Source organism: Photobacterium kishitanii (genome assembly GCF_003026355.1).
Lineage (GTDB): Bacteria > Pseudomonadota > Gammaproteobacteria > Enterobacterales > Vibrionaceae > Photobacterium > Photobacterium kishitanii.
Map to the genome: position 1 here is coordinate 46,336 of NZ_PYON01000009.1, position 22,945 is coordinate 69,280.

Consider the following 22,945-nt stretch of genomic DNA (forward strand, 5'->3'; position numbering starts at 1 on the left):
AGGTACTAGCCACGAGAGCGATTATTATAAACAGTAGTATTCGCCATGGTGGCGAGATTTTTTTTTATTGGTATTCATTGATGAAACAAATCAAAATTTTAGCCCAATTTTATGTCGATCTTTTAGTTAAATTGGGTATTTTCCGTTTTAGCTTATTATTGGCAGTCGCATTAGTCGCGTTAGCTTTAGTGGTACAAATTAGTGTTACCCTTTTATTGCAAGGGTCAATGCGTGATGTTGAAATTATTCGTTCAGTCACGTTTGGTTTATTTATTACGCCTTGGGCGGTGTATTTCTTGTCGGTTGTGGTTGATCAATTAGAAGACTCTCGCCAACGCTTATCTAAGTTAGTCACCAAACTAGAGCAAATGCGTGCCCGTGACATGGAGTTAAATCAGCAGTTACAAGCGAATATCTCGCGTTTAAATTCTGAAATTGAAGAGCGCGAAAAAGCGGAAGAAGCGATGCAAGATTTAGAAAATGAGGTTTATCAGCGTGAGAATGCTCAATTAGCTGTTGCTGAAAAGAGTGCGTTATTAAAATCGTTTTTAGATGCATCACCCGATTTAATTTACTATCGCAATGAGAGTAATCAGTTTTCAGGTTGTAACCTTGCGATGGCTGAATTAGTTGGTAAAAGTGAAAAAGAATTAGTTGGGTTAACACCATGGGATGTTTATCCTGCAGAGGTTGCCAAGCGGATTATCAAAACTGACCAAGAATTGTTTGATGATAATACAGCGATGACTGATGAGCAGTGGCTTGATTATCCAAATGGAAAAAAAGCATTATTTGAATTGCGTAAAGTGCCACTTTATAACCGTAATGGTAAACGTTTAGGGTTAATGGGCTTTGGACGCGATATTACGGAACGTAAGAAATATGAAGATGCGCTAGAAAAAGCCAGTAGTGATAAAACCGCATTTATTTCGACTATTAGCCATGAATTACGGACACCATTAAATGGTATTGTTGGCTTGAGTCGAATGTTATTAGAAACAGAGCTCACTGATGAGCAACGTGGTTATCTACGAACTGTTCATGTTAGTGCGATTACGTTAGGTAATATTTTTAATGATATTATTGACTTAGATAAATCAGATCGTCGTCGTTTAGAGTTACTTCCTCAGCCTTTAGATTTACATGAATTTATTGATGATATTGGTAATATCTCACAATTGATGGCTGAGCAAAAAGGCTTGCGGTTTGATTTAGAGTGCCTGACAGAGTTACCGAAAAATATTGAAGTCGATAGTACTCGTCTGCGCCAAGTGTTATGGAATTTGATCGGCAATGCGACCAAATTTACCAAACAAGGCGGAGTGGTGTTATCTGTTAGTAGTGAAATCCATGACCACGATGCAGATATTATTTTTGAAGTTGAAGATAGTGGTATCGGCATTCCTAAAGCTGAAATAGAGAATATTTTTGCAATGTATTATCAAGTCCAACAAGGTAATGATAATTTACATGCTGTAGGAACAGGAATTGGTTTGGCGGTTTCACAACAATTAATTCAATTGATGGGTGGGAATATTACTGTCGACTCTGAAGTTGGCGAAGGGAGTACTTTTACGGTTAAAATTCGTGTGCCGCTAGTCGAAGGTATTATTGCCGACGACGAAATAGTGACGGTGGTGAAACCTGAGCTTACTGGTTTAAGTATTTTCATGGTAGAAGATATTGAACTTAATATTGTCGTCGCCAAATCATTACTTGAGCGTTTAGGGCATGAAGTTACGGTGGCAATGCGTGGTGATCAAGCGTTAGCCATGTTTAAACCTGAAGATTATGATTTAGTGTTATTGGATATTCAGCTACCAGATATGACAGGGTTTGATATTGCTCAGCAGTTACGTCAACAGTATCAAGATCTACCTGCTTTAGTCGCACTAACTGCAAATGTGGTTAACGATAAAACAGAGTATTTTGATAAAGGTATGGATGAAGTATTGAATAAACCGTTGACGGTTGCAGCGATTACCAGTGTTATCGATAATCTTGTTTTAAGCTGCAGTCATGAACTACAACAGCCGGACTTGGTTGATATTGATAATCTTGAGATAGCGAATGGTAATGTTATTGATACGTTATTAGATTTAGAGATGCTGACATCATATGTTGAGATTGTCGGGACAGAACCGGTATATACCAGCATTGAGATGTTTGAGAAGATGATGCCTGATTATCTGGCTATTTTAGACTCGAATATGACAGCGAAGGATCAAGATGGAATTAAGTTTGAAGCTCATAAAATAAAAGGTGCTGCCGGATCTATTGGTCTTAAACATATTCAGCAAATTGCCCAAAAAGCCCAATCACCAGAATTACCTGCGTGGTGGGAAAATATTAATGATTGGGTTGATGAAATTAAATATAGCTACCAAAATGATATTAATGTGCTCAAAACGTGGCTGAAGCAACAATAAAGCGTAATAAAAAGGCGACCATCATGGTCGCCTTTTTAGTTCACTGTTTGATTGGAGAAGAAATTACTCTTCGCCTAAGTCACCACAAAAGCGATAACCTTCACCGTGAATAGTTGCGATGATCTCTGGAGTATCTGCAACTGATTCAAAATGCTTACGGATGCGACGGATAGTTACATCAACTGTACGATCATGTGGCTTAAGTTCACGGCCAGTCATTTTCTTTAGTAAATCAGCACGAGTTTGAATCTTACCTGGGTTCTCACAGAAGTGCAGTAACGCACGGAATTCAGAACGTGGTAGTTTGAATTGTTCGCCACTTGGGCTTACTAAAGAACGGCTATTGATTTCTAACGACCAACCATTGAACTCGTAACGCTCAACCAATTTCTTATCTTCAGTTGGAAGACCTTGGTTCATCGCGCGAGTTAATAGATTACGTGCGCGAATAGTTAATTCACGAGGATTGAATGGTTTCGTGATGTAGTCATCAGCACCAATTTCAAGACCTAAAATCTTATCAACTTCGTTATCACGACCAGTTAAGAACATCAGTGCCATATCACCTTGTTCACGAAGTTCGCGAGCAAGTAGTAGGCCGTTTTTACCTGGAAGGTTAATATCCATGATAACTAGATGCACAGGGTTTTCAGAAAGCATCTGGTGCATTTCTGCGCCATCATTTGCTTCGAATACTGTATAACCCTCTGCTTCAAAAATACTTTTCAGGGTGTTACGTGTTACGTGCTCGTCTTCTACAATCAGAATGTGAGGGGTTTGCATTTTGGCAGTACCTAATATCAGAAACTAAATCTGGTTAACCACAGAATAGTTAAATTCTATAAAAAAAATTCACATATAGGCAAAATGTTTGAAATAAACACTTTATTATTACAACCTACGTGGTACACCATCCTTTCATTCAACATCCTATTGGTGTTGAAATCCCCCATAAAACTTGGGGTGCTGGCTACAATCTCCCTGATAATGCGACAATTGTATTCACTTAACAGCTCGCTAACAATGTGGTGAGCTTATTTGATGCCGATTATTTATATATTTGTTGATTTATATCAAACAGTGAGAAGAATAATTGTTATGTTTCCGAGTTTAGTTAACTTTTATATCTGGGTAGATAAAAAGTGTCATGATAGTAATCATAATATACAAAACTCAATACCATTGACTAATATTTAAGCTTAATGATAATAAAAAACACAACATATAGTTCATCTTTATCTAAAGATTGTAACAGTATCAGTTAGGGTTGGCACTCATTAAGGATGATGTATTTGAGTAAAAAAGATTTCATAAATCAATATTGTGATTATTGTTAAGAAATACGGTCAATTCTGTCTGTTTTTGTTTGTTTTATCGTGATAGGGAAAGGCTAATGAAGGATTTATTACCAGATTTATGTGATAACTATGCACAAGATATTCGTTTTTTACCGTTAACTTTATTTAATTATGGTCATAATGCCCCATTTTGGGGGCAAATCGTAACATTACGCTGTTTTGAAGATAACAGTTTAGTACGCAATATATTATCAACTGCAGGCGATGGTAAAGTACTGTTTATTGACGGTCATGGTAGCTGTCGACGCGCCTTATTAGGCGATCAACTGGCTTTATTAGCGGTAAGAAATAATTGGCAGGGTATTATCGTTAACGGTGCTATTCGAGATGTAGCAACATTGGCACAATTACCATTAGGTATAAAAGCATTGGCTGCGTGTCCGATTAAAACCGATAAACGTCAAATGGGAGAAAAGAATGTGGTGTTAAATATTGCAGAAACCCTTGTTTATCCAAATGATTATATTTATGCGGATTTAAATGGGGTTATTTTATCTAGTACAGCATTAGATTTTAGCGTATTAAAAACTGAATCCTAAACCAAGTTCAATGATTTGTTCTAGTTCTGCGTAGTCGACAGTGGCGCGTACATTTACTTTTTGTGATACATCATATTGACTACTGAACTCTAGCCCTAGCGTGGTGTGACTATTCATAGTTTCTGAAGTAATGGCACTATTAATACTGACTCGTGGTGATACTGCATATTTGACCCCAGAGGTTAAGCCATTTGATGCTGATTGAGTGTCGGTACCGCTTGTCAGATGGGTGCTGACATAAAGTTGCGTATTATCAGTGACAGAGTAAGCGTAACCACTGTCTATTTGCCACACATCAAAACTTTGTTGTTGCCGTGACTGCGATGATAAAAACCATCCCGATGTTAATTTCTTGCCACCATTATAAGTAAGATTTGTCTCAATGCTTGCCGCTGCTTGTGTCATTGTTGGTGCGATTAAAAAAGTAAGCAATCCTACAATACTTAAATAATATTTGATCATACTTACTCCCTATTATGTCGATATCATTCTAAATAGTAGGCCATATTGCGTAGTTAGTAAGTGTTATAAATGATAAATATTAACCTGATTGCATATTTGGTGATCATTACTGCAATTTAATACTAACCTTACAATATATTGCAAGCTTCGATACGCTTATTTTTTATTAGTATTATGATGTAATCGGTACCTAGATTGATAAGGAAAAACATCTGGGTACAGTTCTTGGCTAATATTGTTTTGTAAATGCTGCCAATAGTTGGCCTCAAACAGATCTTGATGTAGTTCATTAAATAATATTCTTACCTTGGGATTAATCAGTAAAAATGTACGAAACTCTTCCGGAAAAACATCATTAACCCCAACGCTATACCAAGGTTCTGCCGCCATTTCATCTTCAGGATAACGTGCAGCGGGGATGGTACGAAAATTCATTTCACTCATATAGCTAATTTCATCATAATCATAAAATACTACCCGTTTGTGGCGTGTAACCCCAAAGTTCTTAAATAGCATGTCTCCTGGAAATATATTGGCAGCAGCTAATTGTTTAATGGCGTTACCATATTCGTTAACCGCGTGGCGTAAGTCAGTGTCGGTGGCTGTCTCAATATAAATATTTAACGGAATCATCCGTCGTTCCATATATAAATGTTCAATAATCACCTGATCGGCGGTAACAGTGACAATTGATGGGGCAATCGTGAGTAGTTCACTAATGAGTTCATCGCTAAAGCGCTGCCGTGGAAAACTGAAGTGGCGGTATTCTTGGGTATCAGCCATTCTACCGACCCGATCATGTTCTTTTACCAGTTGATATTTTTGTTTAACCGTTTGGTGACTGATATCTTTTTGAGGGGCGAATTTATCTTTAATAATTTTAAAAACAAAATCATATGAAGGTAATGTAAATACTGACATCACCATTCCTTTGATGCCTGGAGCAATAATGAATTTATCGTCTGAGTGTTCTAAATGATCTAAAAACTGACGATAAAATTCTGTTTTACCGTGTTTTTGGCAACCGATAGCAGTATAGAGTTCGGCAAAATTTTTATTTGGTAACAGTTGTGCTAAAAATCGCACTAAGGCTGCTGGTGCTGGGCTATAAACCATAAAATAAGAGCGGGCAAATCCAAAAATAACACTGACGTCATTGACGTTACAGATACCCGCATCCAGTAATAGTTGGCCGTTATGATTGAGGATTGGTAGCACTAAAGGTAAGGATCTACCATTTGAAAAGGTAAGTTTCCCGACCAGATAAGCGGCTTTGTTACGATAAAAAGGTTCGCGAATTTGTTCTAAGGTCAGTTGTTGATCAAGATTATCACCGAGCTCAGTCTGTAAATGAGCTACTAATAATTCCACATCCCGTTTTTTATCATTCCAATCTAATGTAAACGGTTGATCATCAAGCATTCTTTCTATCATTGCTGCAATGGTCGTTTGCACTCGATAATGGCGAGTTAATGTACTGGGGTAGGTTGGAATACGGTGCTGTTGTGAGCTGTGAACAAAGATATTATCGCGGTTAATATTACGGTGTTTGAAAATACGGCAATACACTGAGTTAAAAAAACTTTCTGCTATATCATAGCGCGGGTAATCAACCAATAAATTTTGATAAGCATGTTTTACTGCGGTGAGGCAGATCTGATTAGCATAATGGCCACCGAGCATAATTTGAATTTGATTGGTGACTAATTCAACATGATGATCGTAAAAACTTATTCGCGTTTTTAATGCTTGGTGAACCAGAGCCCATTGTTGATGTTCAAATCGTTGCTGTGCTTCGGCTGTTACGTCAAGAAAGCGGCCAAACATGGCATCAGAGCCTTGTAAAATAGTATGTGCTATCAGTGACTCCATCGCTGCACTCATCGGTTTGTCCTTATGATGATAATTTTATCCCTGCTATTTATTACTATGCAATGCTCTCTAGAGGACTGCAAATATTATTGTTGTTTTTTTAAGCGCCAAAGTGAGTAATGTTGCATATCAACGAAAGGTATCCATTGTGTGATAATTGTAAAAACTTTATTGACTCTATATTGCTATTCATGTAATCGTAAGGTAACAGCATGTGAGAGAGTAATTGCAACAATGGCAAATATATCCCGTATCACTATCACCACAACCATGATTATTACCATTAACATTACCGGTGTTGGTGCGGGCTGATATGCATAAGAATTACAACAAGCCCGCAACTCATAAAGAGCTGCGGGCTTTTTTTTCAATTTAAATTCATTAGTGTTGAGTAATATTTGCTTACGGCAAGTAGTTCAGGATAGTCACTCGGGAGTAGGGAATGCGAGTATTTAAATTTGGCGGTTCGTCATTAGCAGATGCAGAACGATTTTTAAGAGCAGCAGATATTATTGCCAGTAATGCTAAGCAGGGTGATGTCGCCGTGGTGTTATCAGCACCCGGTAAAGTCACGAATAATTTGGTAGAAGTGATCGATAATGCAGTAGCAACAGGCATTGCTACTCAACAAATAGCGACATTAGAGACGGTATTTAATGATCTCTTTACTGGTCTTAAAACGCTTGAACCCCTTTTTGATCAGCAATCATTAACGACTAAGCTAGCGTCAACCATTGAGCAGTTACAACAATATGTACATGGGATCCGATTATTAGGATTATGTCCTGATAATGTCTATGCCAAGATAATCAGTAAAGGTGAGCGTTTATCGATTGTGGCGATGCAATCGTTATTAGAAGCTAAAGGTCAAGCGGCAAGCTTGATTGACCCTGTACAATATTTGTATGCAGAGGGTGATTACCTAGAAGCACATGTCGATATTGAAATTTCAACACAAAACTTTCTTAATAACCCTTTACCGGTGGGACATGTTTGCATCATGCCGGGTTTTACTGCCGGTAATCGTCAAGGCGAGTTAGTGACTTTAGGCCGCAATGGCTCTGATTATTCAGCAGCAGTATTAGCGGCTTGTTTACGCGCTGATTGTTGTGAAATTTGGACTGATGTTGACGGCGTTTATAGTTGTGATCCGCGTTTAGTTCCCGATGCCCGCTTACTCAAATCATTAAGCTATCAAGAAGCGATGGAGCTTTCTTATTTTGGTGCTTCGGTATTGCATCCAAAAACGATTGCACCCATTGCTCAATTTCACATTCCTTGCTTAATTAAAAATAGCTTTAATCCTCAAGGTGCTGGCACCTTAATTGGTCAAGATACCGGCGAAGATCAGCTTGATATTAAAGGTATTACTACCTTAAAAGATCTGACCATGGTCAATGTTTCAGGCCCTGGAATGAAAGGTATGGTAGGCATGGCGGCACGCGTGTTTGGTGCAATGTCTACCGCGGGTGTATCTGTGGTATTGATCACTCAATCATCATCGGAGTACAGCATTAGTTTCTGTATTGAAACTGTCGATAAAGTCGCAGCAGAAGCAGCGTTAATTGCTAGTTTTGAATTGGAATTAAAAGAAGGCTTACTTGAGCCCGTTGAGTTTAGTAATGATTTATCGATTGTGACCTTAGTCGGTGACGGTATGCGAACTTCACACGGAGTGGCATCACGTTTCTTCACTGCTTTAGCTGAGGTTGATGTCAATATTGTAGCTATTGCACAAGGTTCTTCTGAGCGTGCGATTTCAGCTGTTATTCCACAAAATAAAGTCTCAGAAGCGGTTAAAGCCTGTCATGAAAATTTATTTAATAGTCAGCATACATTAGATGTATTTGTCGTTGGTGTCGGTGGTGTTGGTGGTGAGTTGATTGATCAAATTCATCGTCAACAACAAAAACTTGCCCAAAAAGGGATTGTGATTCGTGTCTGTGGAATGGCGAACAGCAAAGGGCTATTACTTGAAAGTAATGGTTTTGCACTTGATAGCTGGCGCGATCTGATGGGGGCGGTGAGTGAGCCGCTGCAATTACAACGTATGGTTGAATTAGTACGGCATAATCATATTATTAATCCTGTTATTATTGATTGTACCTCTGATCAAGCCATCGCTGAGCAATATACTGATTACTTAGCAGCTGGTTTCCATGTTATTACCCCCAATAAGAAAGCCAATACTGCCAGCATGGCGTATTACCAACAATTGCGCCAAGCTGCGCGGGTTGGTCACCGTAAATTCATGTATGACACCACCGTTGGTGCTGGTCTACCTGTTATTGAAAATCTTCAAAACTTACTCGCCGCTGGTGATGAGTTAGTGCGTTTCTCTGGTATTTTATCGGGATCTCTTTCTTATATTTTCGGTAAGTTAGATGACGGTATGAGTTTCAGTGAAGCGACCACTGTTGCACGTAATAATGGCTTTACTGAACCTGACGCGCGCGATGATCTTTCTGGTATGGATGTCGCACGTAAATTGCTGATTTTAGCTCGTGAAGCCGGTTTAGAATTAGAACTTGAAGATGTGGTGGTAGAACAAGCATTACCACCTGGTTTTGATGCATCGGGTTCAGTCGATGAGTTTATGGCGCGGTTGCCACAAGCTGATGCATATTTCGCTGACTTAGCTGCTGCAGCCACAAAAGAAGGCAAAGTATTACGCTATGTTGGTGAAATTGATAATGGTAGTTGCAATGTCAAAATTGTGGCTGTTAACCCTGATGATCCAATGTTTAAAATTAAAGACGGTGAAAATGCACTGGCTTTCTATAGCCGTTATTATCAGCCAATTCCATTAGTGTTACGTGGCTATGGTGCAGGTACAGAAGTGACAGCTGCTGGTGTGTTTGCTGATCTGATGCGTACATTAGGTTGGAAGCGAGGTATATAACATGAGTGTTGTTGTTTATGCTCCAGCTTCAATTGGTAATGTGAGTGTTGGCTTTGATGTTCTAGGCGCTGCGGTTTCTCCTATTGATGGATCCTTATTGGGCGATCGAGTAGAAGTTGCCGCAGGTACAGCAGCATTTAGTTTGCAATGCGTAGGTGCGTTTGTTGATAAGTTGCCACAACAAACGGAAGAAAATATTGTTTACCGTTGTTGGCAAGTCTTTGCGCGTGAACTTGACCGTAAAGGTATTACATTACTGCCAGTTGCCGTTACGTTGGAAAAAAACATGCCGATTGGTTCAGGTTTAGGTTCCAGTGCTTGTTCTATTGTGGCTGCACTCGATGCTTTGAATCAATACCATCAACAGCCGTTAACCAGTAATGAATTGCTGACCTTAATGGGAGAGATGGAAGGCGAAGTCTCAGGTAGTGTGCATTACGATAATGTTGCCCCTTGTTTTTTAGGTGGGTTGCAATTTATGGTGCAAGAAATGGATATTATTAGCCAATCAGTGCCGTGTTTTGATGATTGGTATTGGGTGATGGCTTATCCGGGAATTAAAGTCCCAACCGCAGAAGCGCGAGCTATTTTACCGGCTCAATATCGTCGCCAAGATGTGATTGCCCATGGGCGTTATCTGGGTGGATTTATTCATGCTTGTTATTCTCAGCAGCCATTACTGGCAGCTAAAATGATTCAGGATGTTGTCGCTGAACCTTATCGTGAGAAATTATTACCTAAATTTAATCAAGCGCGAAAATATGCTTTAGAAGCAGGGGCTATTGCAAGTGGTATTTCTGGCTCGGGGCCAACGATGTTTAGCATCTGTACCAATCTTGAAGTTGCACAACGGTTAGCAAAATGGCTAACGGTTAATTATGTCCAAAATGATCAAGGTTTTGTTCATGTTTGTCAGCTCGATAAACAAGGTGCAAAAGTCACAGGGAGTGAGTTATAACCATGAAGTTGTATAATCTTAAAGAACACCAACAACAAGTCTCATTTGGTCAAGCAGTACGCCAAGGTCTAGGTCGTCAGCAAGGGTTGTTTTTTCCCGCACAATTACCACAACTGGGTGATATTGATGCGTTACTTGAGATGGATTTTGTTAGCCGTAGTAGCAAGATTCTATCAGCATTTATTGGTGAAGAGCTTAGCGATGAAACTGTGACTCAAATGGTTGATAGCGCATTTCAGTTTCCAGCACCGATTAAATCGGTAAAACCTGGCGTATATGCGTTGGAACTTTTTCATGGGCCGACATTAGCCTTTAAAGATTTTGGTGGCCGTTTTATGGCGCAATCTTTAGCCGCGGTAACTGATAATGACGGTAAAATTACTATTTTAACGGCAACTTCTGGTGATACAGGCGCCGCTGTCGCCCATGCTTTTTATGGTATGGACAATATTCAAGTCGTGATTTTGTACCCCAAAGGTAAAATTAGTCCATTACAAGAAAAGTTATTTTGTACATTAGGCAAAAATATTACCACCGTGGCGGTTAATGGCACTTTTGATGATTGTCAGGCATTAGTTAAGCAAGCATTTGATGATGCTGAATTACGAGAAGATATTGGCTTAAATTCAGCAAACTCAATTAATATTAGTCGTTTAATGGCGCAAATCTGTTATTACTTTGAAGCGTTTTCTCAACTATCAAAAGCTGAGCGTGAGCAATTAGTGATTTCAGTACCAAGTGGTAATTTTGGTAATTTAACCGCGGGATTATTGGCTAAGTCATTAGGTTTACCTGTTAAACGTTTTATTGCAGCAACTAATGTTAATGATACTGTTCCGCGTTATCTGAAAACCGGTGAGTGGACACCTAAGGCTACTGTTGCCACTATTTCAAATGCGATGGATGTTAGCCAACCTAATAACTGGCCACGTATTGAAGAATTATGCCAGCTGAAAGGCTGGGGACTAAACGAATTGGGCTATGGGGCTGTTGATGACCAGCAAACGGCGGTAACATTAAAGCAAATGTATGCTGATGGTTATTTGTGTGAGCCGCACGGTGCAATTGCCTACAATGTACTCGAGCAACAATTAGTCGCTGGTGAGACAGGGCTGTTCTTGTGTACCGCGCATCCTGCGAAGTTTAAAGATGTGGTTGATGATATTTTAGCGACTGATATTGCGTTACCAGCACCACTCGCTAAGCACAATGCGATGCCGTTATTGTCATTAGAGTCCAATAATGATTTTGCGACGATTAAGGATATTTTATATTCGGTGCAACCGACTAAATAAGGTGTCGTCATAGCATTAATGACAAAAAAGGAGCCATAGGCTCCTTTTTTTATTACAGCATCTTGCTCAAATCAAGACACTTACACTGCGCCAAAAATTATAGGCTGCTAGTGAAAGTACGAGCGATAACGTCTTGCTGTTGTTCTGTTGTTAGTGAGTTGAAACGAACAGCGTAACCTGATACACGGATTGTTAGCTGTGGGTATTTCTCTGGGTGTGCAGCAGCATCTAGTAGCGTTTCACGCTTAAGAACGTTAACGTTTAGGTGTTGACCACCTTCAATTTTAGCTGGTGCTTCGATAGCTAGTTCACGGTACTCAATGTCACCAAGATCTGCTTGTGCGATAATTTGGTCAGCGTCGTAGCTGCCAGGTGCACAAACACAACGCGCTTCATTAGACTCGCTATCTAGGATCCAGATTGAGTTTAGTAGATCATCGTTTGCTGCTTTAGTAATTTGAATACCAGTAATCATAACTTTTCTCCAAGAAAATTGTTGTTAATTTATTCGTTTTTGTATTGAGCTACCTATTATATAACCTTCAATGCACTTTTGTGTATTGATGTAGATCAAGTTACTACAAAAAACCTTAAATATAATAAGGCTGTTTTATTGAGCTAGGTCAATCTAACTGCATTTGACGGGGGAATCAACTAAAAATATAAAATTTAAAATTTAAGTTGAATGTTATTTTGTTGTAAAATAACAACATTTTATAGTACCTATATATACCTATAGTGAATATTTTGTCACTATGGGTGAGTTTTTATGTTAAATTATGCGAGTAATATTAGTGTTGCTAATGTGTTGCTTGGTAGTTATTTTTGAGGGTGATTATGAAATTAATTGGTGCACACGTGTCAGCGGCAGGCGGCGTGTTCAATGCCCCTGTCAATGCTAAGGCTATTGGTGCAACTGCATTCGCATTGTTCACAAAGAATCAACGCCAATGGCAAGCAAAGCCATTAGATGCTGATACCATTACGGCATTTAAGAGTCGTTGTCAGCAGCTAGGTTTTGATGCGAGTGCTATTTTGCCACATGATTCTTATTTAATTAATTTAGGTGCGCCGGAAACGGAAAAATTAGAAAAATCACGGTTAGCTTTTATTGATGAGATGCAGCGTTGTCAGCAATTAGGATTACACTTATTAAATTTTCATCCCGGTAGCCACTTAAAGCAAATTTCAGAATCCGCGTGTTTAAAACTGATTGCCGAATCAATTAATTTAGCGCATCAGCAAGTTGATGATGTCGTTGCAGTGATCGAGAATACTGCCGGTCAAGGATCTAACTTAGGTTGGCGTTTTGAGCATTTGGCTGAAATTATTGCGCAAGTTGACGATAAATCACGTATTGGTGTTTGTATTGATACTTGCCATGCTTTTGCTGCTGGATATGATTTACGTACGATGGAAGCGACAGAATCTAGCTTTGCTGAATTTGATCAGATCGTTGGAATGCAGTACTTGCGGGCGATGCACTTAAATGATTCTAAAGGTGGCTTAGGTAGCCATTTAGATCGCCATCATAGCTTGGGAGAAGGGGCGATTGGTTGGGATTGTTTTCGGTTTTTAATGCAAGATCATCGCTTTGATAATATCCCCTTGATATTAGAAACCATTAATCCCGATATTTGGCAGCATGAAATAGCAACGTTACGCAGTTTTACACCAGAGGAACAATAAATGACAGCAAGCTGGCAAGCCTTTATCGAACAGCAACAGCAACTACCGTATTTTGATGCGATAGAGCAAGCCGTTGTCGCTGCTCGCGCAGCAGGTAAAACCGTTTTTCCTCCTCAAAAAGATGTATTTAATGCATTTACAAGCACGCCATTAACGGCGACGAAAGTGGTGATCTTAGGCCAAGATCCTTATCATGGCCCTAAGCAAGCTCATGGGCTTAGTTTTTCTGTATTACCCGGCGTAAAAACACCACCATCTTTGGCTAATATGTATAAAGAATTGGCTACTGATATCAACGGATTTACTATTCCTGATCATGGTTATTTACAGCCATGGGCGGAGCAAGGGGTACTCTTACTTAATACCGTATTAACGGTTGAACAAGGTAATGCTCATTCTCACGCTAAGATTGGTTGGGAAACCTTTACCGATCGCGCTATTGAATACATTAATGATAATACTGAAGGGGTGATTTTCTTACTTTGGGGGGCACATGCTCAGAAAAAAGGTAAAAAAATAGATCTTGAACGGCATCATGTATTAACGTCTGTACATCCATCACCATTGTCTGCTTATCGTGGTTTCTTTGGATGCAAGCATTTTTCTGAGGTCAATGCTTTATTGACTGCAATGAATAAATCGCCGATTGATTGGCAATTATAATTTCTGTTATCAATATCTAATGAAGGTATAAAATGGCCAGCAAAAATGCTGGCCGTTTTTTAGTATTTTTTAAAAATCAAAGTCATTACTATTGAAACTACCACACATATCCATATCTTGTAGTTCTCGACGTAGTCTTTGACGATCTTTTAACGCCTCAATTTCACGCCACTTTCTTTTTTCAGGTTTTGCGCGAGAGCGGCGAGAAACAGTATCCGTTGTCATCATGTCGTCGAATGCAAAGCTATCCATAAAGCACCTATTCCTACTTTTCGCTTGATGTAAGCGAGCTGATTATTTAATACCATAGAATGCTTCATAATAAAATTGAACTGTTTCTCATTTGTTACTAAAAGATGAAATATTTATGTGGATAACATCACAACTGGTGATGAATTGATGAAAAATAAGCCATTTTTAGTGTTAAATAGTGATTTTGTCGTTTTGTTCGTACTATTTTGTTAACAGCCTTTAAATAATAGAAAAATTATCAATTATTAAAGGGGTACAATCAGTCATTATTTGTGATTGTAGATTATGTAACACATTGTAAAGATGCTGAGAATTACATAATTGTTCTTTTCAGAAAGGTTTTATACTTCGTTGCCGAAGTTATACGCTGATTTTTATATAATTTATGATGAATACCTATAGCGTATTGTCGGTATGAGCGTAGACGTTCTTTTTATTTTGCTAATTACTTGCTAGTAGGGGCTTTATATCATTATTTATCGATCTGTGAAGGTACTAATGTGACCAGTCAAATTAATTTTATTAACGATTTGTTGTGGGGATCGATATTGATATATTTGCTGATTGGTATTGGCATTTATTTTACCTATCGCCTCAATTTTATTCAGTTTCGTCATTTTAGACATATGTTTTCGGTTATGAAGAATAGCCGTAAATCAGATCCATCTGGTATTTCATCTTTTCAGGCACTATGTACTAGTCTTGCCGCCAGAGTGGGTACCGGTAATATGGCTGGGGTCGCTGTAGCATTAACGCTTGGTGGTCCTGGTGCTATTTTTTGGATGTGGCTGATTGCCATGTTGGGTATGGCAACCGCTTTTGCAGAAAGCGCACTAGCGCAATTGTATAAAACCCGTGATGATGATGGTAATTATCGTGGTGGCCCCGCTTATTATATGGAGCGCGGTTTAGGTATGCGCTGGATGGGAGTGATGTTTTCTATCTTCCTGATCATTGCATTTGGGTTAGTCTTTAATGCAGTACAAGCAAATTCTATTACTCAAGCGACCCATGTCGCTTTTGGGTGGCAACCTCTGTATGTTGGGTTTGGATTAGTGCTGTTAACGGGCGTCATTATTTTTGGTGGTATGCGAACGATTGCGCGTACGGCAGAAATATTGGTACCTACGATGGCATTATGTTATCTCGCATTAGCATTATTTATTATGCTGAGCAATATTGAACAGTTACCACATATTTTAATGCTTATTTTCCGCAGTGCATTTGGCTTTGAAGAAGCGGCATCAGGCGCGTTAGGTTATACCATTGCTCAAGGAATGATTAATGGCTTAAAGCGTGGTTTGTTTTCTAATGAAGCCGGTATGGGATCTGCACCTAATGCAGCGGCATCAGCAACGCCTTATCCACCCCATCCTGCTTCACAAGGTTATGTACAAATGCTGGGGGTGTTTATGGACACCATTGTTATTTGTTCTGCGACCGTCGCGATTATTTTAATGTCTGGCGAATATGAGCCACACAGTAATATTACTGGGATTGAATTAACTCAAAAAGCATTAAGTTCACAAGTTGGTGATTGGGGAGCAATTTTTATAGCGGTTGCTATTTTCTTCTTTTCATTTACTTCGTTAGTAGCCAATTACTCTTATGCTGAAACGAATCTAATATTTCTCGAGCATAACCATAAAGTTGGACTAAATGTGTTTCGAATGGTGGTGCTATGCATGGTGATGTTTGGTGCGATGGCAGATTTACCGACGGTGTGGGCAATGGCCGATATTTCGATGGGCATGATGGCAATGATTAATTTATCCGCGATAGTCTTGCTTTCGGGGACTGTGGTTAAGTTGGCACTCGATTATAATCAGCAGTTAGCATTAGGGAAGGTACCGACATTTAATAGTCAAGATTATCCTGAATTACATGCTCAACTTGAAGACGGAATTTGGGATCAATCATCAACGACATCTAGATGACGTTGTTGTCATCATACCTATTAATAAAATAGAAATAATCACGGTGGTTGTACGTGGTTTTTTTTAGCGATAGTGGTAGTCTAAAACCGTCAGACTTTAAAGGAAAAAGCCTTATGTTAATCGTGGTATCACCAGCAAAAACGTTAGATTATACATCGCCATTAGCGACAACAACGTTTACTTTACCTGAGCTTACACAGCATTCTGCAGAATTGATTGATGTCTGTCGTGAGCTTACACCAATGGATATTGCGAGCTTAATGAAGGTCAGTGATAAAATTGCCGGATTAAATGCAGCTCGGTTTGCCGAGTGGCAGCCAGAATTTACAGTTGATAATGCTCGTCAGGCAATTTTGGCATTTAAAGGTGATGTTTATACTGGTTTAGCGGCTGAGACCATGACTGAAGCTCAGTTTGCTTATACGCAGCAACATTTACGGATGCTGTCTGGGTTATATGGCGTATTACGTCCACTTGATCTGATGCAACCTTACCGGTTAGAAATGGGGACGCGATTAGCCAACCCTAGAGGGAGCAATTTGTATCAATTTTGGGGGGATATCGTTACCGATAAGCTCAATGCGGCGGTTGCTGAGCAAGGCGATGATATTGTGGTCAACTTAGCATCAAATGAATATTTTAAAGCGGTTAAGCCCAAGCAACTGCAAGCTCAATTAATTACCCCTATTTTTAAAGATTGTAAAAATGGAACTTATAAAGTTATTAGCTTCTACGCCAAAAGAGCACGTGGAATGATGGCGCGTTATATTCTCGATAACCAATTAACGACGATTGCTCAATTACAGCAGTTTGATAGTGCTGGCTATTATTTTGTTGCTGCAGAATCAACAGCGACAGAATTAGTGTTTAAACGCGAACAGCAATAATTAACCAATAATAATTTTTATTCTAAAAAAAAGGCCAACGTATCAACGTTGGCCTTGTTGTTTATCTATATTTTAAAAGAAAATACTATGACTTAGCTTGGCTTTTTTTAGCCGCTTGTTTGATTTTCTTTTTCGCTTTCGCGTCTTTTACTTTCTTATCAACTTTTTTCTTTTTCTTTGCAGTACTAGGCTTCTTAGTCTGTGGACGAAGACCATGAATAAAGCGCTCTTGCACTTCTTCTTTCATGTAACGGCTAATACGTTCGATCATGCCTTGGTCATGCGCTTCAACTAATGCGATCGCTGTCCCTTTCTTACCAGCACGAGCAGTACGACCAATACGGTGCACATAAACTTCAGCTGTACGTGGTAGGTCAAAGTTAATAACATGACTTACATCGGGTAAATCAATACCGCGTGCCGCAACGTCTGTGGCAATTAATACGTTTACCACACCATCACGAAAACGGTTGATCATATTAGTACGTGCAGCCTGTGCCATTTCACCTTGAATCCAGTTACAAGGGATGCCCATTGCGTCTAATTGGCCGCGAAGGGTACCTAGGCGCTCACGTGTTTTTACAAAGATAATTGTGCGTTCAGCTTGATCTTTAATGATGTTTTCTAGCAGAGCAAGCTTGTGATTCATGTTGTCACAACGAAGGTACATCTGTTGAATCTTTTTACGTTCTCGACGAGATGGATCAGCGTTAACTTCAAGTGGTTCATTCAGAATGGTTTCTGAGAACTCACGTACGCCTTTGCCTTCTAAGGTTGCAGAGAATAATAAACTCTGACGACGCCAGCGACATTCATGGTTGATGCGCTCAACGATTTTACCAAAGCCCATATCCAACATACGGTCTGCTTCGTCAAGAATAAGACATTCAATTGCACGGCAATCAAATTTCTCAGACTCAATGTATTCCATTAAACGACCTGGTGTTGCAACGACGATATCTTGCGTTTTGCCAAGTAGCTCAGCGTGTTCATCGTAAGAGATACCACCAGTAATGGTAAATACTTTTAAGTTAGTGTACTTAGAAAGTGCACGCGCATGCTCAGCAACTTGAATTGCTAATTCACGGGTAGGGGTTAAGATTAGTACACGTGCAGGCCCTGGCTTTTTGCGTGGGAAATCTTGCAAGTGTTGAATCATTGGCAGTAAAAACGCGGCTGTTTTTCCGGTCCCTGTTGGTGCAGAAGCCATGACATCTTTACCGTCAAGGGCGTGAGGGATAGCCTGCGCTTGAACTACGGTTGGGCGGCTATAGCCGATCTCGTCAATCGCTCGTAATAGCTCGCTATCTAACTCTAATTCGGAAAAGTCTTTCACCAGTTATCTCTCCCAAGACAAATGCTAAATATGCTCTCGTCACTGTGCTGTTTAGGCGTAACCAGACCATGGGTATTTATATTAAGGGGCGGCATTATAGCCACTCTTAGCGTAAGTAACACCGATTAAAACATAAAAACTTCAGTTAATGATCAATATTCATTGTTACTTGGCTTTGTTTTATGCTGCTACAGATTACATTTTTAAGTAAAAATCTTTAGTAAGTGCAATAAAATCAGTGGAATAACTATTGCCAGTATGAATGCAAAGTTGTTGTTGTTCAGTAACAGAACAATTTTTAGTTAATTGGATCAATGTGCGCATTATAGGTTTATGTTCAGTCGTACGAACATCACAACGGCGATGACAGTATAACCCGTAAGCTTGTGCTTGAGTAATTAGTTGCAGGCCTTCGTAAGTCGGTAAGATGATGTTAGCACTTCCATCTGCGGTTAATAAATGACTGATAGTCGCGAGCAATTGTTGGTGACTAAAAGTATCTGTATGGCGTGCGGTGGCGCGATGTTGCTGTTGTGCTTGTTGGCCAGCGTTAAAGTAGGGGGGGTTACAAATAATACCATTAATGCTGGCGGGTGGAATGCGCTGATACCAATTCGTAATATCATCTTCGATGCACACTAATCGTGGCTGCCAAGGCGATGATTCGAAGTTAGCTGTCGCTGCGGTTGCTGCTGTTGAATCGAGTTCAATGGCAGTAATCGTTGTCGCTTGTGTACGCTGTGCAGCCATTAATGCTAATAAGCCACTACCTGTACCAATATCAACAATATGCCCTTGCTGCGGTAACGTTGCCCACGCGCCTAATAATACCCCATCAGTACTGATTGGCATGCCGCAGCCATGATCATTGATTGTGAATTTTTTAAAGCTAAAGCTGCGACTCATTATTGTTTTCCTAGGTCATTGAAGCTGTGTTTAGGTTGGTTAAATGCACAAAAGCATATAAAACGTCGGTTATATAATCAAAGTGATCATTGAGAATAGCGCATTGATAAAACTCGACTCAATAGTGTTAAACAGATGTTACGACTTTTTTGTAAGTATGGTTTTTATGATTTATATTGGTGTCTTATTCTGTTTTATCGTTTTTCTGTGGTTGTTAATTTCAGTTTATCTGCTTTAAAACTGTATTATGTGGTGTTTTTATCTACTCTATTGCTAAGGTTACTCTTTTTGGTCATTATGCTACAAGGCACGAAATTCATAGCAATATATAGTACGTGCTACTTATTATAAAAAATGCAGACACAATATATAACCCATTAGAGAGTGGAAGGTGCAGTTTGAAAAAAACACTCAAAGTAACAGATATTATCGCGCTTGGTTTTATGACCTTTGCGTTCTTCCTTGGTGCAGGCAACATCATTTTCCCGCCGTTAGCAGGACAGCTAGCTGGTGAGAACATGTTATCTGCAATGTCAGGCTTTTTGGTTACAGCTGTAGGTTTACCTTTAATCGGTATTATTGCAGTAGCGATTGCTGGTGGTGGTTGGACAGGGTTAACCCGTGATTTACCATCAAAAGTTGCGACCTTAATGGCAGTCCTGATTTTTATCATTATTGGTCCTGCGTTCGCTGCGCCTCGTACTGGTCTTGTTGCCTATGAAATGGCAGTTAAACCGTTTATTACCGATGCTAGCCAAGTCAGCTTAACTATTTTTTCTATCATCTTTTTTGCTGTAGCGCTGTTCTTTGCTTGGTCACGTGGCAAATTGATCGACATGATTGGCAAGTTTTTAACTCCAGCTTTATTTGTGGTGTTAGCGGTGTTAGCGGTTGCGGTATTTATCAATCCGCAAGGTGAGATCGTTGCCGCTCAAGGTGAGTATGTAACTCAAGCCTTCACTAAAGGTTTCCTTGAAGGTTACAACACCATGGATACTTTTGCGGCACTGATGTTTGGTATGCTGATTGTTGATGTTATTCGTAGCAAAGGTGTGACGGATGAGAAGACGACTTGTACTTATCTTATCTACGCTGGTTTAATTGCAGCGGCGGGTCTAGCTTTTGTTTATGTGTCATTGTTTTATCTTGGCGCAACCAGTGCAGGTATTGCTGCCGGTGTTGGTAATGGCGGCGCTATTTTAACAACGTATGTGATGGCGCTGTTTGGCTCGACAGGACAAATTATTTTATCAGCGATTGTACTGCTAGCATGTTTAACCACCGCGATTGGCTTAATCAGTGCGTGTGCTGATTACTTCAGTACATTAACCTCTCTTTCTTATAAAAAGTGGGCGGTATTATTAGCTGTCGTGTGTGCGATAGTGGCTAATGTTGGTTTAAATACGCTGATTACATTATCGATACCAGTATTGTTTGCATTGTATCCAGTGGCTATCGCATTAGTCGCATTGACCTTGATACGTAAATGGTTACCTAATCCTCGTTTAGCTTATCGTGTCGTATTATTGGTATCATTTATTTTCAGTATGATTGATGTTGCCAAGCATCTAAATATTGATATGTCAGTATTTAGTGGATTGCCATTATTTAATTATGGCATGGCGTGGGTATTACCAACGCTGATTGCATTGGTTGTGACGCGCTTTATCGGCAGTAAGCACCAAGATAATGGTGATAACCATACTGTTATCGTGTAATTACGCGGTTACTTATAAATGAAAAAGGGATGCTTGTATTAGCATCCCTTTTTTTGTTTTCTAGCAATTATAGTAGTTGGGCGTATTCAAGCATGATTTGTTCACACCATTGTTCAATACGGGCATCACTTAATTCATATTGGCTATCTTCATCTAACGCGAGTCCAACAAAAAACTGTTCGTCCGCCGTTAGTGCTTTTGATGCTTGAAATTGATAGCTATCGTCATTAGGCCAATAACCGATAAATTGTACCCCTGTTGGACACAATTGATCGTGCAACATGCCCATCGCATCTAAAAACCACTCGGTATAACCTTCTTGATCGCCAAGGCCAAACAGTGCCACGGTTTTTTGTTGCAATTGTAAGCCATCAAGTTGTTGCCACACCGCTTCCCAGTCTTCTTGGATCTCACCAAAATCCCAGGTTGAAATGCCTAAAATCAACATATCATACTGGTTCATTTCAGCTAATGGCGTGTGTTTAATATTGTGTAATTCAATGATGTCAGCCCCAAGGCAGTCACGAATTTTTTCTGCTGCCATCTCGGTATAGCAGGTGGTTGAGCCATAAAACAAACCAATTTTCATGCTGCGTATCCTATGCTTTTATTTTTAGCCAAAGTGTACTCGTTATTGATCATGAAGCTCAAGGTTAGCTTGGCATTGAAAGTCATAATATTAGGCTGAATAAATGTATAACGAGGTTACTTTTGATGATAAATATCCTATCATGCGCTGATCACTGTGTTTTTATCCATGTATTTAAACCGCCTTATGACACAGCTTATGACGAGGTAAAAATGGTAACTGACGATGTTATTATTGAACGCTTTCTAGATGCGATGTGGATGGAAAGAGGGTTATCTGAAAATACTCTTGCTTCTTATCGAAATGACTTAAAAAAATTACAACAATGGATGCAACAGCAAACTATTGCGGTGTCTGATGCTTCTGTCGATGATTTACAACGTTATCAATTATGGTTGTTTGACCAAAACTATAAACAAACATCACGCGCACGAATGGTGTCAGCAATTCGACGTTTATTTCAATATTTGTACCGTGAGAAAGTACGGATAGATGATCCGAGTGCAATGCTGGTGACACCTAAATTACCCAAACGGCTACCAAAAGATTTAACTGAAGCCCAAGTCGACGCATTATTAGAAGCGCCCGATGTGAATGATCCACTGCAATTGCGCGATAAAGCGATGTTGGAATTGTTATATGCCACCGGACTGCGTGTTACTGAATTAGTGACCTTAACCATGGATAAAGTCAGTTTACGCCAAGGTGTTGTGAGAGTGACTGGTAAAGGAGACAAAGAACGCTTAGTACCAATGGGTGAAAATGCGGTTGATTGGATTGAGCAGTTTATTGATAGTGGTCGGCCGGTGTTATTGGGTGAGAAAAGTTCGGATGTGTTGTTTCCAAGTCGACGTGCTCGGCAAATGACTCGGCAAACATTTTGGCATCGAATCAAATATTATGCGGTGTTAGCCGGTATTGATGCTGATACCTTATCACCCCATGTAATGCGCCATGCTTTTGCTACCCATTTACTTAATTACGGTGCCGATTTACGAGTGGTACAAATGTTGCTTGGCCATAGTGATCTTTCAACAACACAAATTTATACCCATGTTGCGACAGAAAGATTAAAACAATTACACCAAAGCCATCATCCTCGTGCATAATTATGAGATGTTGTTAGCTAAAATTAGCGATAATATTTGTATTT

The 22,945-nt window shown here is 39.6% G+C and carries 19 protein-coding genes and 1 other annotated feature; of the genes, 11 read left to right on the forward strand and 8 right to left on the reverse strand.

The annotated features are described in order from the left end of the window. Positions 1-80: 80 nt before the first annotated feature. The gene (gene arcB, locus C0W29_RS11920) at positions 81-2,429 is read left to right on the forward strand and encodes an aerobic respiration two-component sensor histidine kinase ArcB (RefSeq protein WP_045045107.1); all 2,349 of its coding nucleotides are present in this window, start codon (positions 81-83) and stop codon (positions 2,427-2,429) included. 63 nt (positions 2,430-2,492) lie between these two features. On the opposite strand, the gene arcA is transcribed toward arcB, so the two are convergent. Then, on the reverse strand, positions 2,493-3,212 hold the full coding sequence (gene arcA, locus C0W29_RS11925; RefSeq protein ID WP_036796042.1) for a two-component system response regulator ArcA: 720 nt from the start codon (positions 3,210-3,212) through the stop codon (positions 2,493-2,495). 610 nt (positions 3,213-3,822) lie between these two features. Here arcA and C0W29_RS11930 point away from each other — a divergent pair. Next, positions 3,823-4,326, forward strand: coding sequence for a putative 4-hydroxy-4-methyl-2-oxoglutarate aldolase (locus tag C0W29_RS11930; protein WP_045042242.1), 504 nt, complete (start codon positions 3,823-3,825; stop codon positions 4,324-4,326). Here C0W29_RS11930 and C0W29_RS11935 read toward each other — a convergent pair. Both C0W29_RS11935 and aceK read right to left on the reverse strand, forming a co-directional pair. After that, positions 4,309-4,788, reverse strand: a complete 480-nt coding sequence (locus tag C0W29_RS11935) for a hypothetical protein (RefSeq protein ID WP_052957623.1) — start codon at positions 4,786-4,788, stop codon at positions 4,309-4,311. The genes C0W29_RS11930 and C0W29_RS11935 overlap by 18 nt on opposite strands. Positions 4,789-4,944: 156 nt before the next feature. Beyond that, positions 4,945-6,672 carry a bifunctional isocitrate dehydrogenase kinase/phosphatase gene (gene aceK, locus C0W29_RS11940; protein ID WP_045045108.1) on the reverse strand — a complete coding sequence of 576 codons (1,728 nt, stop codon included), beginning with the start codon at positions 6,670-6,672 and terminating at the stop codon, positions 4,945-4,947. Between the two features lie 238 nt (positions 6,673-6,910). After that, positions 6,911-7,029, forward strand: a sequence feature (Thr leader region). A gap of 73 nt (positions 7,030-7,102) precedes the next feature. Between aceK and thrA the strand changes: the two genes are divergently transcribed. The 3 genes from thrA to thrC are packed head-to-tail and all read left to right on the forward strand — an operon-like array spanning position 7,103 to position 11,815. Next, entirely contained in the window at positions 7,103-9,562 is a 2,460-nt protein-coding gene (thrA, locus tag C0W29_RS11945) for a bifunctional aspartate kinase/homoserine dehydrogenase I (protein WP_045042244.1), read from the forward strand. A 1-nt stretch (position 9,563) separates the two neighbouring features. Next, positions 9,564-10,520 carry a homoserine kinase gene (gene thrB / locus C0W29_RS11950; protein ID WP_045042245.1) on the forward strand — a complete coding sequence of 319 codons (957 nt, stop codon included), beginning with the start codon at positions 9,564-9,566 and terminating at the stop codon, positions 10,518-10,520. A gap of 2 nt (positions 10,521-10,522) precedes the next feature. After that, positions 10,523-11,815: a threonine synthase gene (gene thrC / locus C0W29_RS11955; protein ID WP_045042246.1), complete on the forward strand. Its 1,293-nt coding sequence runs from the start codon at positions 10,523-10,525 to the stop codon at positions 11,813-11,815. 97 nt (positions 11,816-11,912) lie between these two features. Here the strand turns inward: thrC and grcA are convergent, their stop codons facing one another. Continuing rightward, positions 11,913-12,290, reverse strand: coding sequence for an autonomous glycyl radical cofactor GrcA (gene grcA, locus C0W29_RS11960; protein WP_036796032.1), 378 nt, complete (start codon positions 12,288-12,290; stop codon positions 11,913-11,915). A 362-nt stretch (positions 12,291-12,652) separates the two neighbouring features. Here grcA and nfo point away from each other — a divergent pair, with 362 nt between their 5' ends. Together nfo and ung are read left to right on the forward strand one after the other, a co-directional pair. Then, the gene (nfo, locus tag C0W29_RS11965) at positions 12,653-13,504 is read left to right on the forward strand and encodes a deoxyribonuclease IV (protein ID WP_045042247.1); all 852 of its coding nucleotides are present in this window, start codon (positions 12,653-12,655) and stop codon (positions 13,502-13,504) included. Next, positions 13,505-14,167 (forward strand): uracil-DNA glycosylase, encoded by a 663-nt coding sequence (ung, locus tag C0W29_RS11970; RefSeq protein WP_045042248.1) that lies wholly within the window; start codon positions 13,505-13,507, stop codon positions 14,165-14,167. A 69-nt stretch (positions 14,168-14,236) separates the two neighbouring features. On the opposite strand, the gene C0W29_RS11975 is transcribed toward ung, so the two are convergent. Next, on the reverse strand, positions 14,237-14,419 hold the full coding sequence (locus C0W29_RS11975; protein ID WP_036796029.1) for a DUF3545 family protein: 183 nt from the start codon (positions 14,417-14,419) through the stop codon (positions 14,237-14,239). Between the two features lie 500 nt (positions 14,420-14,919). Here C0W29_RS11975 and C0W29_RS11980 point away from each other — a divergent pair, with 500 nt between their 5' ends. Next, positions 14,920-16,356: an alanine/glycine:cation symporter family protein gene (locus tag C0W29_RS11980; protein ID WP_045045109.1), complete on the forward strand. Its 1,437-nt coding sequence runs from the start codon at positions 14,920-14,922 to the stop codon at positions 16,354-16,356. Positions 16,357-16,469: 113 nt separating this feature from the next. Further along, positions 16,470-17,243: a peroxide stress protein YaaA gene (yaaA, locus tag C0W29_RS11985; protein WP_045045110.1), complete on the forward strand. Its 774-nt coding sequence runs from the start codon at positions 16,470-16,472 to the stop codon at positions 17,241-17,243. A gap of 85 nt (positions 17,244-17,328) precedes the next feature. On the opposite strand, the gene srmB is transcribed toward yaaA, so the two are convergent. Together srmB and C0W29_RS11995 are read right to left on the reverse strand one after the other, a co-directional pair. Beyond that, complete coding sequence (srmB, locus tag C0W29_RS11990; protein WP_036796026.1) at positions 17,329-18,579, reverse strand: ATP-dependent RNA helicase SrmB; 1,251 nt, start codon at positions 18,577-18,579, stop codon at positions 17,329-17,331. A gap of 195 nt (positions 18,580-18,774) precedes the next feature. Further along, positions 18,775-19,485, reverse strand: coding sequence for a tRNA1(Val) (adenine(37)-N6)-methyltransferase (locus C0W29_RS11995; protein ID WP_045045111.1), 711 nt, complete (start codon positions 19,483-19,485; stop codon positions 18,775-18,777). Between the two features lie 398 nt (positions 19,486-19,883). On the opposite strand from C0W29_RS11995, the gene brnQ reads away from it, so the two are divergent. Further along, entirely contained in the window at positions 19,884-21,203 is a 1,320-nt protein-coding gene (gene brnQ / locus C0W29_RS12000) for a branched-chain amino acid transport system II carrier protein (RefSeq protein ID WP_045045112.1), read from the forward strand. A gap of 67 nt (positions 21,204-21,270) precedes the next feature. Here brnQ and fldB read toward each other — a convergent pair whose 3' ends face one another. After that, the gene (gene fldB, locus C0W29_RS12005) at positions 21,271-21,792 is read right to left on the reverse strand and encodes a flavodoxin FldB (protein ID WP_036796022.1); all 522 of its coding nucleotides are present in this window, start codon (positions 21,790-21,792) and stop codon (positions 21,271-21,273) included. Positions 21,793-22,004: 212 nt separating this feature from the next. On the opposite strand from fldB, the gene xerD reads away from it, so the two are divergent. Beyond that, a complete protein-coding gene (gene xerD, locus C0W29_RS12010; protein WP_036796489.1) occupies positions 22,005-22,901 on the forward strand; it encodes a site-specific tyrosine recombinase XerD in 897 nt (298 codons plus the stop codon). Positions 22,902-22,945: the final 44 nt, after the last annotated feature.

Bases quoted from the DNA above. Each gene is read 5' to 3' on its own strand.
- arcB (WP_045045107.1), top strand. From the start codon at position 81: ATGAAACAAATCAAAATTTTAGCCCAATTTTATGTCGATCTTTTAGTT.
- arcA (WP_036796042.1), bottom strand. From the start codon at position 3,212: ATGCAAACCCCTCACATTCTGATTGTAGAAGACGAGCACGTAACACGT.
- C0W29_RS11930 (WP_045042242.1), top strand. From the start codon at position 3,823: ATGAAGGATTTATTACCAGATTTATGTGATAACTATGCACAAGATATT.
- C0W29_RS11935 (WP_052957623.1), bottom strand. From the start codon at position 4,788: ATGATCAAATATTATTTAAGTATTGTAGGATTGCTTACTTTTTTAATC.
- aceK (WP_045045108.1), bottom strand. From the start codon at position 6,672: ATGAGTGCAGCGATGGAGTCACTGATAGCACATACTATTTTACAAGGC.
- thrA (WP_045042244.1), top strand. From the start codon at position 7,103: ATGCGAGTATTTAAATTTGGCGGTTCGTCATTAGCAGATGCAGAACGA.
- thrB (WP_045042245.1), top strand. From the start codon at position 9,564: ATGAGTGTTGTTGTTTATGCTCCAGCTTCAATTGGTAATGTGAGTGTT.
- thrC (WP_045042246.1), top strand. From the start codon at position 10,523: ATGAAGTTGTATAATCTTAAAGAACACCAACAACAAGTCTCATTTGGT.
- grcA (WP_036796032.1), bottom strand. From the start codon at position 12,290: ATGATTACTGGTATTCAAATTACTAAAGCAGCAAACGATGATCTACTA.
- nfo (WP_045042247.1), top strand. From the start codon at position 12,653: ATGAAATTAATTGGTGCACACGTGTCAGCGGCAGGCGGCGTGTTCAAT.
- ung (WP_045042248.1), top strand. From the start codon at position 13,505: ATGACAGCAAGCTGGCAAGCCTTTATCGAACAGCAACAGCAACTACCG.
- C0W29_RS11975 (WP_036796029.1), bottom strand. From the start codon at position 14,419: ATGGATAGCTTTGCATTCGACGACATGATGACAACGGATACTGTTTCT.
- yaaA (WP_045045110.1), top strand. From the start codon at position 16,470: ATGTTAATCGTGGTATCACCAGCAAAAACGTTAGATTATACATCGCCA.
- C0W29_RS11995 (WP_045045111.1), bottom strand. From the start codon at position 19,485: ATGAGTCGCAGCTTTAGCTTTAAAAAATTCACAATCAATGATCATGGC.
- fldB (WP_036796022.1), bottom strand. From the start codon at position 21,792: ATGAAAATTGGTTTGTTTTATGGCTCAACCACCTGCTATACCGAGATG.
- xerD (WP_036796489.1), top strand. From the start codon at position 22,005: ATGGTAACTGACGATGTTATTATTGAACGCTTTCTAGATGCGATGTGG.